Consider the following 12,539-nt stretch of genomic DNA (forward strand, 5'->3'; position numbering starts at 1 on the left):
ATTCGTTTGATTCGTTCGCGGCGATTTCCACGGCGCACTGCACCCGAGGCTGACCCTTCCCGGATTGTCCGGCGGACCCCGTAGGGGGAGGGTCGGTCGGTCCTCGGGGTCCTCGTGTCTTCGCGCAGTTCTCACCGGAACCGAGGGAATCAGCCATGTCCAAGCAGGCTTACGTACGCACCAAGCCGCATCTCAACATCGGCACCATGGGCCATGTCGACCACGGTAAGACCACGCTCACCGCCGCCATCACGAAAGTGCTCAGTACGCGCGGCACCGGCGCCTTCGTGCCCTTCGACCGGATCGACCGGGCGCCCGAGGAGGCCGCTCGGGGGATCACCATCAACATCGCGCATGTCGAGTACGAGACCGACACCCGGCACTACGCCCATGTGGACATGCCCGGTCACGCGGACTTCGTCAAGAACATGATCACTGGGGCGGCGCAGCTCGACGGGGCGATCCTCGTCGTGTCCGCGCTGGACGGGGTCATGCCGCAGACCGCCGAGCACGTGCTGCTCGCGCGGCGGGTCGGGGTGGGGCACATCGTCGTCGCGCTCAACAAGGCCGACGCGGGGGACGGCGACCTCATCGACCTCGTCGAGCTGGAGGTGCGCGAGCTGCTGACCGCGCACGGCTATGACGGCGACCATGTGCCGGTCGTGCGGGTCTCGGGGCTGCGCGCGCTCGAAGGCGACGCGCGCTGGACGGGCGCCGTCGAGGCGCTGCTCGACGCCGTCGACACCTATGTGCCGACCCCCATGCGGTACACGGACGCGCCGTTCCTGCTGTCCGTGGAGAACGCCTTGACGATCACCGGTCGCGGCACGGTCGTGACCGGGGCCGTCGAGCGCGGCAGGGTGCGCGTCGGCGACAAGGTCGAGCTGCTCGGCCCGGCCGGCGGGCCGCGGGTCACGCACGTCACGGGGGTGGAGACGTTCGGCAAGCCGATGGAGTCCGCCGAGGCGGGGGACAGCGTCGCGCTGCTGCTGCGCGGAGTGCAGCGAGCCGACGTCCGGCGCGGCGACGTGGCGGCCGCGCCGGGCAGCATCGCCCCGCTGCGGCACTTCACCGCGCGCGTGTACGTGACCACGGCGGCCGAGGGCGGGCGGCGCACGCCCATCGCGACGGGCTACCGGCCGCAGTTCTATCTGCGCACCGCCGATGTCGTCGGCGAGGTCGACCTCGGCCTCCGAGGCACCGCCCGGCCCGGTGAGACCGTCACCATGACGGTCACGCTCGGCCGGGACGTACCGCTCGAAATCGGCCTGGGCTTCGCCATTCGCGAGGGTGGCCGCACGGTCGGCGCGGGCACAGTGACGGCCGTCGCCCCGTAGTCTGACCGGCGGCGCGGGGCCTCGCGACACAGGGGTGCGCGACCGTACCCCTGTGGCCCGGGGACACGCTGAAGTGGCGGGCCCCGCCGCCGGGGGCCGTGCGCGGGCGCGCACGGCCCCCTCCGCGCAGCGCGGTGTCCCCCTCGCGCCCCGGATGCGACACTGCGCGCCTACAGCCGCGCGGCCCCGGGGGACAGGGGGCCGGCGGGCGGAGCTGGGAGGCGGTCGCGATGGCGGACACGGCACTGGTACTCGGCGGAGGCGGCATCACCGGCATCGGTTGGGAGAGCGGCATGCTCGCGGGGCTCGCCGCCGCGGGCGTGGACCTGACCACCGCCCACACGGTCATCGGCACCTCGGCCGGCTCCATCGTCGGCGCGCAGCTGACCAGCGGACTGCTCGGCCTCGACGCGCTGTACGAGCGCCAGCTCACCGACCCCAAGGACGAGGTGGCCGTCCGCCTGGGCACCAGCCTCACCTCCCGCTACGTCTGGGGCGCCCTGCGCTCCCGCGACTCGCGGACCTTCGGCGCGCGCATGGGCCGCATGGCACTCGCCGCCCGCACCGTCCCGGAGAGCGACCGCCGCGCCGTCGTCGAAGGGCGCCTCCTCTCCCACGTCTGGCCCGCCAAACGCCTCCTCGTCACCGCCGTCGAGGCCGCCACCGGGGAATTCACCGCCTTCGACGCGGCCAGCGGCGTCGGAATCGTCGACGCCGTCGCGGCCAGCTGCGCGGTGCCGGGCGTCTGGCCGCCGGTGACGATCGGCGCGAAGCGCTACATAGACGGCGGCGTGCGGTCCGCCGCCAACGCCGACCTCGCCGACGGCTGCGGACGCGTCGTCATACTCGCCCCCCTCTCGGCGGGCGGCGGCCCGATCCCCACCGTCCGCGCCCAGGCCGCGGCCCTCACCGCCGCCGGTGCCCGCGTTGCCGTCCTCGTGCCGGACCGCGCCGCCCGCGCCGCCTTCGGGCACAACCCCCTCGACCCGGCCCGCCGCGCCGCCGCCGCCCGCGCGGGCCGCGCCCAGGCGGCGGCGCACGCCGAGGCGGTCGCCCGCGTGTGGGCGGGGTGAGCCGGCCCGCACCGGCCTCCCGCAAGCCCGCACCCCGGCGGACCGGCGCCCGGCACAATGGGGGAGTGGACGAGCCGATACCCGTGACCCGCGCCGTGGACCACGGCACCGCCAAGCTGATGCCGGACGTGGACCGGCCCCGCGCCTGGCTGCTCGCGGTGGACGGCGCGCCCCAGTCGTACGTCGATCTGGACGACCCCGCCCACCTTGAGTTCGAGTACGCGCGCAGGCTCGCCCACGTCCTGGACGCGGCCGACGAGCCGGGCGGCCCCCTCGACGTGCTGCACCTCGGCGGCGGCGCCCTCACCCTGCCCCGCTACGTCGCCGCCACCCGCCCCGGCTCCCGGCAGCGGGTGATCGAGGCGGACCGCGGACTGCTCGACCTGGTCGCCGAATACCTGCCGCTGCCGCCCGGTTCGGGGATCGAGGTACGGGCGGCGGACGCCCGTACGGCCCTGGAGGAGGCCCCGGACGGATCGGCGGACGTGATCATCGCCGACGTCTACGGCGGCTCACGGGTCCCGGCGCACCTCACCTCCGTCGAGTACGCGCGGTCCGCGGCCCGCGTCCTGCGCCCCGGCGGCCGGTACCTGGCCAACCTCGCCGACAGCGCCCCGTTCGGCTTCCTCCGCTCCCAACTGGCCACCCTCGCCACGGTCTTCGACGAGCTGTGCCTGATCGCGGAGCCCTCGGTGCTGCGCGGGCGGCGGTTCGGCAACACCGTCGTCGTCGCCTCGCACACCGCGATCCCGGTGGCGACGCTGGCCCGGCGCACCGCGGCCGACGCCTTCCCGGCCCGCGTCGAGTACGGGGACGCGCTGGCGCGGTTCGTCGCCGGGGCGGCGGCCGTGCACGACGACGGCGCGGTGCCGTCGCCGAGGCCGCCGGACGGGGCGTTCAGCATCGGCTGAGGTCCGCGACGCCGACCGGGCGACCGGCCGGCGTCGCGGACCTCGGCTCAGGCGCCCGTCTTCCCCGATGCCGCGCCCGCCGGTCTCCGTACGAGACCGCGCACCCCCGGCACCATCAGCACCCCCGCCGTCAGCAGCACGATCAGCGCCGAGCACCCCCACAGCGCCGCCGGCCGGCCGACCAGTTCCTCGACGGGCCCGGCCAGGGCGGTGGCCACCGGCAGCATCGCCACCGAGCCGAACCAGTCGTACGCCGAGACGCGCGAGAGCTTGTCCTCCGGGATCTCCTGGTGCAGCGCCGTCATCCAGGTGACGCCGAACACCTCCAGCGTGACGCCGACGACGAACATGACGGAGATCAGCGCCGGTACGGACACGGGGACGGCGAGGGCCGCCGACGGCAGGGCGAGCGGGAAGACGCACAGGATCCCCGCCAGCAGCATCCGGCGCGGCCGCCACCGGGTCATCAGGAGGCCGCCGCCGATCGTGCCGGCGCCGAACGCGGCCAGCGCCAGCCCCCAGGGCCGGGCCCCGCCCAGCTCGTCACGGGCGACCAGCGGCCCGTACACCGACTCGGCCGCTCCCACCACGGCGTTGACCACCGCGAACTGCACGACGATGGTCCACAGCCACGGCCGCCCGGTGAACTCCCGCCATCCCTCGCGCAGATCGGCCAGCATGCCGCCGCCCGGCCCGCGGGCCGGAATGTGGCTGACGTCGAGGAAGGCGCGCAGACAGCCCGAGAGCGCGAAGGCGGCGGCGTCCACGGCGAGCACCCAGCCCGCCCCGAAGGCGGCGACGAGCGCCCCGCCGAGGGCGGCGCCGCCGATCTGCGCGCCGTTGGTGCCCATCCGGAAGAACGCGAACGCCCTGGCCGCCTGCTCGCCGGTGACCGTCGACATCAGCATGCCCTCGGCCGCGGGGGCGAAGAACGCCTGGCCCGTGCCGCCGAGCGCGGCGAGCAGCGCCATCTGCCACAGGCGGGGCTCGCCCGCGAGCACGAGCACGGCGAAGGCCGCCTGGGAGCAGCAGTTCAGGGCGTTGGCCGCGACCATGACCCGGTGCCGGGGCAGCCGGTCGGCCAGCGCCCCGCCTATCAGGAGGAAGAGGACGAGCGGGACCGTGCGGGCCGCGGCGACCAGGCCCACGTCCGTACCGTCGCCGCCCGCCTGCAGTACCGCGAACGCCGCGGCGATCAGGGCGCCGGAGTTCCCGAGGCCCGAGACCACGGCGGCGGCGGTCAGCAGGGAGTAGTTGCGGCCCGCCCAGGCGGGGCGGCGGGGTCTGTGCTCGGCGGCGGAGGGTCCGGTGGCGGCGGGATCGTTCACCGGGTGGACTATCCCTGGGCGCCGGTCCCGATGCCAACTCGGATACGGTCCGGATGCGACCCCGTACGGTCAGGACATGAACCCGTACGGTCACGCCCGCGGCTCGTACGGTTGGAGCGCGCGGGCTCGTACGGTTAGGACGTGGGCAGCGGTCGCAGCGTGCTCATGATCTTCTTGATGGTGGCGTCCGGCAGCTCGTCCTTCACGCCGGCGTCGGTGTAGAGCACCCAGGTCGCGAGGTCGCCCGCGGTGTCCTTGTACGACACGGTGAACACCTTGCCGTCCGTGGCGCACTTGTCGGTCTTCTTCACGCCGGTCGCCTTGGCCGACGACCAGAATCCGGTCAGCCCGTGGTCGCTCTTGAAGGGCTGCGACTTGGTGCCCGCCAGATGCCCCGTCCTCTTGGTGTCGTAGGCGTAGTAGGCCCAGCTGAGCGCCTCGACCTCCGCCGCCTGGGCCGGGCTCTTCGCGCTCTGCGCGCCCTTCGTGCCGGCTCCGCCCTGGCGGGTGTTCTTGGCGCAGCTGTCGGGCTTGTAGAAGGCGGGCGCGGTCATCCCCACGCCCTCGCCCTTGTCGTCCTGGAACCCGGTGGTCAGTCCGGGGCTCGCCACATGCCAGTCCGGCGGTACGTCGAACGCGTCGTGGCGCAGCGGGTTGGCGACGGGCTTCCAGCCCTCGACGACCGGCTTCACGTCGCCGCTGCCGGCGCGCGGATTGTCGGCCTCCTCCTCGCTGTCGCCGCCGTCGGCCCGCGAGTCCGACTCCGAGGCGGAGACGGAGGCGGAGGGCGACGGGGCGGTGGTCGGCGAGGAGCTCTGCCCGCCCTTCGCCTCGTCCTTCTTCCCGTCGCCGTCGCCGTCGCGGAACACGAACACCCCGGCGACCACGGCGGCGGCGACCACGGCGACGGCCGTGACGATCGCGATGGCGGTGCGCCTGCGCTTGCCGTCCGGCGGCTGCGGACCGCCGGGCGGCATGGGCGGCCCCCACTGCTGGTAGCCGGGCTGCGGACCGCCGGGCTGCTGGTACGGATTCGGCTGCTGGAAACCAGGCTGCTGCTGACCGGGCTGCTGGTAGCCCGGCTGCTGATACGGGTTGGGCTGCTGGTACCCCGGTTGTTGATACCCCGGCTGCTGGTACGGGTTCTGGTTCGGGTCCTGCGGGTTCTGCTCGCCCCCGGGCGGCTGCTGTCCTGGCCACATGGCCGATAACGATAGATGCCGGGTGGGGGCGCTGCTACGGCCGTACCCTTCCGTCCCTTCCATACCGTGCTACCGGCTGGTAACTTCACGGCATGTCTGAAACCCCGCCCTCGATCGGCGAGATGCTCACGGCCACCGTGCCGATGGCCCGTACCCTGAACCTCGAATTCGCCGAGACCACGCCCGAGCGCGCCGTGGTCCGCCTGCCCGACCAGGCGGAATTCCACAATCACGTCGCGGGCCCGCACGCGGGCGCCATGTTCACCCTCGGCGAGTCCGCGAGCGGCGCGATCGTCCTCGCGGCCTTCGGCGACCAGCTCTCGCGGGCCGTGCCGCTGGCCGTACGGGCCGAGATCGGCTACCGCAAGCTCGCCATGGGGCCGGTCACCGCGACGGCGGAAATCGGCCGTCCCATAGCCGACGTGGTCGCCGAACTCGACGCCGGGGCGCGCCCCGAATTCCCGGTGAACGTCGCGATCACGCGCGAGGACGGCGCCGTCACCGGCGAGATGACCATCGTGTGGACCCTGCGCCCCAACACCTGACCCGCCCCGCCGGTCGCAACCTCTCCGGTCCCACGCTCAACCCGAGGCCGTCGGAGCGAGTCCCCTACTCCAGTAGGCTTCCCGGCGTACGCCCACGGGGGCGCGCCGGGCATGACGTGGGAAAATCTGGGAGGAACGGGCGTTGCATATCGACGGGCTACTAGAGACGGTACCCGCGGTCGCGGTATACCTGCTGGTCGGCGGGGTCATCGGACTGGAGAGCCTGGGCATCCCGCTGCCCGGCGAGATCGTGCTCGTCAGCGCCACGCTGATGGCCGCCACCCAGGACCACATCAACCCGTACGTGCTCGGCGCGTGCGCGGTCGCGGGCGCCATCATCGGCGACTCCATCGGATATCTGATCGGCCGCAAGGGCGGCAAACCGCTGCTGGAGTGGCTCGGGCGCAAATTCCCCAAGCACTTCGGGCCCAAGCATGTGGCCACCGCCGAGCGGCAGTTCCAGAAGTGGGGCATGTGGGCCGTCTTCATCGGCCGGTTCATCGCGCTGCTGCGGATCTTCGCCGGTCCGCTCGCGGGCGTGCTGAAGATGCCGTACTGGAAGTTCCTCATCGCCAACGTGCTCGGCGGCATCGTCTGGGCGGGCGGCACGGTCGCGGTCATCTACTCCGTGGGCAAGGTCGCCGAGAAGTGGCTCAGCAGCTTCGCCTGGGTGGGCCTGGTCCTCGCGCTCCTCTTCGGCCTCGGCTCGATGCTGGTGATGAAGAAGCGCCAGAAGAAGGCTGAGGACGCCGAGGACGCCGAGGAGGCGGCGGAGGCGGAGGAGGCCGCCGCGGCCAAGGGCGCGCCCGAGGCGGCCACGGTCGTCGACTGAACGGACCCCCATCACGGCCTTCGCACCGTAGGCGACGCCCCGCAGTCCGCACCGGACCGCGGGGCGTCGCCTACGGTGCGTACGTACAGGAGCGTCCGTACAGCATCGTCCGTGCCGGCGAGGGCACCGGACGGCGGCGTGTGAGCGAGGAGAAGGCGATGACGGAGCGGGCACTGATCGCAGGGGTGGGCGGCGCGGAGCCGAAGGTCGATCCGCAGGCGTTCACGGCGCCGACGTCCGTCGTCGTCGGCGACGTCACGGTGGCCGCGGGCGCCAGCCTCTGGTACCACTCCGTGCTGCGCGCCGACTGCGGGCCGATCGTCCTCGGCGCCGACAGCAACATCCAGGACAACTGCACCGTGCATGTGGACCCCGGCTTCCCCGTCACGGTCGGCGAGCGCGTCTCGGTGGGCCACAACGCGGTGCTGCACGGCTGCACCGTCGAGGACGAGGTGCTGATCGGCATGGGGGCCACGGTCCTCAACGGAGCGCACATCGGGGCCGGTTCGCTGATCGCGGCGCAGGCGCTCGTCCCGCAGGGGATGCGGGTGCCGCCCGGCTCGCTCGTCGCCGGGGTCCCCGCCAAGGTCAGGCGGGAGCTGACCGCGGAGGAGCGCGAGCAGATCAGGCACAACGCGGCCATGTACCTGGAGCTCGCCGGAGCGCACCGCGCGGCGCTCGACGAGTGAACGGACCGGCCCCCGCCCGTACGGAAGCGGCCGGGGCCCCGGCGGAACCCCCGCCCCTCTCCCCAAAACCGCTGGTAGCGCGTTTGCGCAGGTCACCGCAGGTGGCGTAACACTGGCGTAATGGCGCTCGGCTACCGTCACCGGCCTGGCACGCACCACCGGCGGCAGGCGCGAGGGAGGACGTATGAGCGGGAGGACACCGCACGGGGCCGACGCGGACGGCCCGGCCCCGTGGGGCTCGTCGCAGCCGAGGGCGCGGCGGGCCCGGCAGGTGGCGGACGTGCTGCGCCAGCAGATCACCGGCGGCGCCTTCGACAGCGGCGTCCTGCCCGACGAGCGCGCCCTCGGCGCGCAGTTCCACGCCTCGCGCAACGCGATCCGCGAGGCGCTGGGCATCCTGCGCGACGAGGGGCTCATCGCCCGCCGCCAGGGGGTCGGCACCACCGTGCTCATGCCCAAGTACGGGCACGGGCTGGACCGGCTCGCCGGGCTCGCCGAGACCCTGACGGGGTACGGCCGGCTCACCAACGAGGTCCGCGCCGCCCACCGGGTGGCGCACCCGCCCGCGGCCGTCGCGGAACGGCTCGGCCTCGCACCCGGCGCGGGGGCGGTGTACATCGAGCGCGTACGGCGCATGGGCGGGCTCCCGCTCTCGCTGGACGCGACCTATCTCGCCGCCGACATCGGGGTGCCGCTGCTCGACCTGGACCTGGCCGGCCGCGACCTGTTCGCGCTGATCGAGGAGGTGACGGGCCGCCGGCTGGGCCGCGCGGACGTGGCGGTGCACGCCGTCACGGCCGGCCCGGACGTCGCCGCGCTGCTCGACGTCCCCGTGGGCGCGGCCGTGTTCGCCATCGACCGCCTCACGCACCTTGCCGACGGCCGCCCCGTCGACGCGGAGTCCCTGCACATCCGCGCCGACCGGCTCACCCTGCACGCCACCTTGCACCGGGGCGCTCCGACCCCCGGCTGACGTCGGGTCACGCCCGTACGTCCCCTTTCCGACGCCATGCGCCGTGCGGTTCGTACATCCCGCACGCGCGCGCACGCGTGTCCCGATACATCCCGTACGCGCGCCCGCACGCGCGTCCCGTCCGTATGCCCTGCTCGCCCGGAGGCCGCGCCATGACCGACCCGAACACCCTGACCCTCGTCCTGCTGGCCCTCTTCGGGCTCGCCGGCGGAATCGGCATCACCGCCCTCGGACCCGGCGGCGTGCTGCCCACCATCGGGCTGTTCGCCCTGACCGGGCTGGGCCCGGCCGAGGTGGCGGGCACCGCCATCGTCACCCATATCGCCACCGGCGCGCTGGCCACCGCCGCCTATACGCGCTCCGGACAGCTGCGCGAGCCCGCCACCCGCCGCACCGCGCTGATCCTGGCGGGCACCGCCGTCATCGGCACGCCGCTCGGCGTACTCGTCAACACCATGGTCTCCAAAGGGGCGTTCGGGCTGGTGCTCGGGGCGTTCGCGGCCCTGGTCGCCGTGCTCGTCTGGTACCGCGAACGCCACGGCGGCCCCGACGCGGGCGCGCACCACCCGGCAGCGCCGTGGATCGCCGTGCTGGGGTTCGCGGTGGCCGCGGCGAGCGGGATCGTGGGCATCGGGGGGCCGATGCTGACCGTCCCGCTGCTGGTCGCAGCCGGCGTCCCCATGCTGGAATCGCTGGCGGCGGCCCAGGTCCAGTCGGTGGTCATCGCGAGCATCGGCACGCTGGGGTACGTGGCCCACGGCGCCGTCGACTGGCGGCTGGCCGCCCTGGTCGGCGTCCCCGAGATCGCGGGCGTCCTCATCGGCTGGAAGATCGCGCGCGCCCTGCCCACCCGCACCCTGAAGTACGCCCTCGTCGCGGCGCTGCTGGCGGTGGCCCCCTACCTGGCGCTCCACGGCTGAGCGACAGGACGCGGGCGGGGGCGGCGGTGTCGGGGTTGGGGTTGGGGTTGGGGTTGGGGTTGGGGCGAAGATCACAGCTCACGGGTCTGATCGCCCGCGACACGGCCGACTACCGTGAGCGGGTGCCGAAGGACCGGAACACGTTCTCATCCAACGCGGCGGCCTCGCTCGGAGCCTGGCGGCGGCGGATCGTGTCGCGCGCCGTGCACCGCGGCTGGCGCTGGGTGCAGCAGGCCGGAGCCGTCACCGCCGAGCGCCCCGGCCCGTACCGCTTCGGCGCCATCGGCCGCGGCACCCGGCTCGCGTTCCCCCTCGGCACGGTCTTCGGCGAGCCCTGGATCGTACTCGGCGAGCACTGCGTCATCGGCGAACAAGTCACCCTCACCGCCGGGATGATGCCCGGCGTCGACCTCGGCCCCGACCCCGTGCTGCGGCTCGGCGACGGCGTGGTGCTCGGCCGGGGCAGCCATGTGGTGGCCTCGCGGCCGGTGACCTTCGGCAACGACGTGTTCTGCGGCCCGTACACCTACGTCACCAGCGACAACCACTCCTACGACGACCCGGCGCAGCCCGTGGGCAAGCAGTGGCCGCGCTCCGCGCCCGTCGAGATAGGGTCCGGCAGCTGGCTCGGCGCGGGCGCGGTGATCCTGCCGGGCGCCCGGCTCGGCCGCAACGTGGTGGTCGCGGCGGGCGCGGTGGTGCGCGGCGAGGTGCCCGACCACGCGGTGGTCGCCGGGGCCCCGGCGCGGGTCGTACGGCGCTGGGACCCGGAGGCCGGCTGGCAGCCGCCGCTGCGGACCCCGCCGCCGGTGCCGATCCCCGAGGGCGTCACCCCCGAACAGCTCCTGGCGCTGGCCGAGTCGGGACTGGAACCGGACGGCTCCGACCCGTCGGCCTTCTCGGCGGAGCGCTGAGCGCTGAGCGCTGAGCGCGATCCCTGGTCGTCGGCCTTCTCGACGCGTGCCGACCGCGGCCCCTGGCCGTCGCCTTCTAGATGGGTGTCGACCGTAGCCCCTGGTCGCCGGGCTTTGCGGTGGAGCTGACCGCGGCCTCTGGTCGTCGGCCTTCTCGACGGGTGTCGACCGCGGCGCCCGGTCCTCGGGCTGTTCGGCGGAGCGCCGGCGTGGCCCCGGTCGGCGCGGTCTCACCGTGATGCCAGCAGCACCGTCCCCACCAGCGCGAGCCCCGCGCCCGCCGCCTGGATGACGCGCAGCCGCTCGTCGAGGAAGCCGCGCGCTGCGAGCGCCGTCACCACCGGGTAGAGCGAGGCGAGCACCGCCGCGACCGTCACCGGACCGCTGTGCGCGGCCAGGTTGTACGTGCCGTTGGCCGCCACATCGGCGAGGCCGACGAAGGCCAGCGTGGGCAGCGCCGCCCACACCACCCGTGGGCCGCCCTCCGGGAGGGCCGGGCTGCCGCGTCGCACCGACGCGTACAGCGCGGTGCCGCCGACCGCCACATTGCACACGCGCTGCACGAACAGGGCGAGGAACAGCCCGGTCAGCGTGTGGGACGCCGCCGCGATCAGCGCCATCACCGAGCCGAAGCCGAACGCCGCGATCAGTGTGAGCGCCAGCGTCTGCCGCGCCACGGGCGCGCCGCCCGCCTGGGGGCCGCTGGCCAGCACGACGCCCGCCACGGCGACCGCGATGCCGGCGAACTGGAGCAGGCCGGGCCGCTCGCCGAGCATCAGCCCGACGCCGAGCGGCACCACGACGCCGCCCAGCGCGCCGAGGGGCGAGACGACGCCCATCGGGCCGAGCGCCAGCGCCCGGTAGAAGCAGAGCATCGCGGCCGGCCCGACCACCCCGGCCGCCGCCGCGAACCACAGCTGCGGCCCGGCCTCGGACCAGCCGCCGGTGGCGACGACGATCGCGCCGAGCACCGCCACGGCCAGCGTCTGGGAGACGACGACCACGGTGAGGGCGGGCATGCGGCGGGTGAGCAGGCCGCCGCCGAAGTCGGCGAGCCCCCAGAGGAAGCTGGTGGCCAGGGCGTAGAGCACGGTCATGCGGAGCCTCGAAGTACAGTGCGGTGGACGGTGTGGTCCAGCACACCGTAGTGCAATGAATTGGACTGCGGCATTGAACATATTGGACGGACGATGACGGACCTCGACCAGCTCACGCAGTCGCTCGCCCGCAGCCTCAAGCACTGGCGCGCGGAGCGCGGCTTCACCCTCGACGCCCTCGCTGCCCGCTCCGGGGTCAGCCGAGGCATGATCATCCAGATCGAGCAGGCCCGTACCAACCCCAGCGTCGGCACGACGGTGAAGCTCGCCGACGCTCTCGCCGTCAGCATCACCGCGCTCCTCGACCACGACCACGACGCGCGGGTCCGCGTCGTACCGGCGGCGCGGGCCGTACGGATGTGGACCACCGAAGCCGGCAGCCACAGCACGCTGCTCGTCGACACCGGGGCGGACGGCCCCCTGGAGCTGTGGGAATGGCGGATCGAGCCCGGCGACGGCAGCGCGTCCGACGCGCACCCGCCCGGCGCCATGGAGCTGATCCACGTGGCGGCCGGCGAGCTCACCCTCGTCGTCGACGGAGCGGCCCACACCATCCCGGCCGGCGCCTCCGCCTCCTTCGAGGCGAGCGTTCCGCACGCCTACCGCAACGACGGCGGCGAACCCGTCGAGATGACGATGGCCGTGTCCCTCCCGCCCATACGCCGAGACGGCCCGAAGCGCCGCGCGGAGGGCTGTTAACTTGACGCCCATGAGTACG

General features: G+C 74.0%; 13 protein-coding genes. 10 read left to right on the forward strand and 3 right to left on the reverse strand.

From position 1 onward, the window contains the following. Positions 1–155 precede the first annotated feature (155 nt). From tuf to AB0I49_RS31365, 3 genes are all read left to right on the forward strand, one after another. Complete coding sequence (gene tuf / locus AB0I49_RS31355) at positions 156–1,337, forward strand: elongation factor Tu (protein WP_363230521.1); 1,182 nt, start codon at positions 156–158, stop codon at positions 1,335–1,337. Between the two features lie 230 nt (positions 1,338–1,567). Continuing rightward, positions 1,568–2,410: a patatin-like phospholipase family protein gene (locus AB0I49_RS31360; RefSeq protein ID WP_363230522.1), complete on the forward strand. Its 843-nt coding sequence runs from the start codon at positions 1,568–1,570 to the stop codon at positions 2,408–2,410. Between the two features lie 65 nt (positions 2,411–2,475). Next, positions 2,476–3,321, forward strand: a complete 846-nt coding sequence (locus AB0I49_RS31365; RefSeq protein ID WP_363230523.1) for a fused MFS/spermidine synthase — start codon at positions 2,476–2,478, stop codon at positions 3,319–3,321. Positions 3,322–3,368: 47 nt separating this feature from the next. Here the strand turns inward: AB0I49_RS31365 and AB0I49_RS31370 are convergent, their stop codons facing one another. Then, positions 3,369–4,649 carry an MFS transporter gene (locus tag AB0I49_RS31370; protein WP_363230524.1) on the reverse strand — a complete coding sequence of 427 codons (1,281 nt, stop codon included), beginning with the start codon at positions 4,647–4,649 and terminating at the stop codon, positions 3,369–3,371. Positions 4,650–4,783: 134 nt separating this feature from the next. Continuing rightward, the gene (locus tag AB0I49_RS31375) at positions 4,784–5,851 is read right to left on the reverse strand and encodes a hypothetical protein (RefSeq protein ID WP_363230525.1); all 1,068 of its coding nucleotides are present in this window, start codon (positions 5,849–5,851) and stop codon (positions 4,784–4,786) included. A 92-nt stretch (positions 5,852–5,943) separates the two neighbouring features. Between AB0I49_RS31375 and AB0I49_RS31380 the strand changes: the two genes are divergently transcribed. From AB0I49_RS31380 to AB0I49_RS31405, 6 genes are all read left to right on the forward strand, one after another. Continuing rightward, positions 5,944–6,396, forward strand: a complete 453-nt coding sequence (locus tag AB0I49_RS31380; protein ID WP_363230526.1) for a DUF4442 domain-containing protein — start codon at positions 5,944–5,946, stop codon at positions 6,394–6,396. Between the two features lie 142 nt (positions 6,397–6,538). Continuing rightward, positions 6,539–7,228, forward strand: coding sequence for a DedA family protein (locus AB0I49_RS31385; protein WP_363230527.1), 690 nt, complete (start codon positions 6,539–6,541; stop codon positions 7,226–7,228). 158 nt (positions 7,229–7,386) lie between these two features. Further along, a complete protein-coding gene (locus AB0I49_RS31390; RefSeq protein WP_363230528.1) occupies positions 7,387–7,917 on the forward strand; it encodes a gamma carbonic anhydrase family protein in 531 nt (176 codons plus the stop codon). Between the two features lie 184 nt (positions 7,918–8,101). After that, complete coding sequence (locus tag AB0I49_RS31395) at positions 8,102–8,890, forward strand: GntR family transcriptional regulator (protein ID WP_363230529.1); 789 nt, start codon at positions 8,102–8,104, stop codon at positions 8,888–8,890. Positions 8,891–9,042: 152 nt separating this feature from the next. Beyond that, on the forward strand, positions 9,043–9,810 hold the full coding sequence (locus AB0I49_RS31400) for a sulfite exporter TauE/SafE family protein (RefSeq protein ID WP_363230530.1): 768 nt from the start codon (positions 9,043–9,045) through the stop codon (positions 9,808–9,810). A gap of 122 nt (positions 9,811–9,932) precedes the next feature. Beyond that, positions 9,933–10,724, forward strand: a complete 792-nt coding sequence (locus tag AB0I49_RS31405; protein WP_363230531.1) for an acyltransferase — start codon at positions 9,933–9,935, stop codon at positions 10,722–10,724. A gap of 230 nt (positions 10,725–10,954) precedes the next feature. On the opposite strand, the gene AB0I49_RS31410 is transcribed toward AB0I49_RS31405, so the two are convergent. After that, a complete protein-coding gene (locus tag AB0I49_RS31410; protein ID WP_363230532.1) occupies positions 10,955–11,821 on the reverse strand; it encodes a DMT family transporter in 867 nt (288 codons plus the stop codon). A 93-nt stretch (positions 11,822–11,914) separates the two neighbouring features. On the opposite strand from AB0I49_RS31410, the gene AB0I49_RS31415 reads away from it, so the two are divergent. Further along, the gene (locus tag AB0I49_RS31415) at positions 11,915–12,520 is read left to right on the forward strand and encodes an XRE family transcriptional regulator (protein ID WP_363230533.1); all 606 of its coding nucleotides are present in this window, start codon (positions 11,915–11,917) and stop codon (positions 12,518–12,520) included. The last annotated feature ends 19 nt before the right edge of the window (positions 12,521–12,539 follow it).

The organism is Streptomyces sp. NPDC050617 (assembly GCF_040654795.1).
GTDB lineage: Bacteria > Actinomycetota > Actinomycetes > Streptomycetales > Streptomycetaceae > Streptomyces.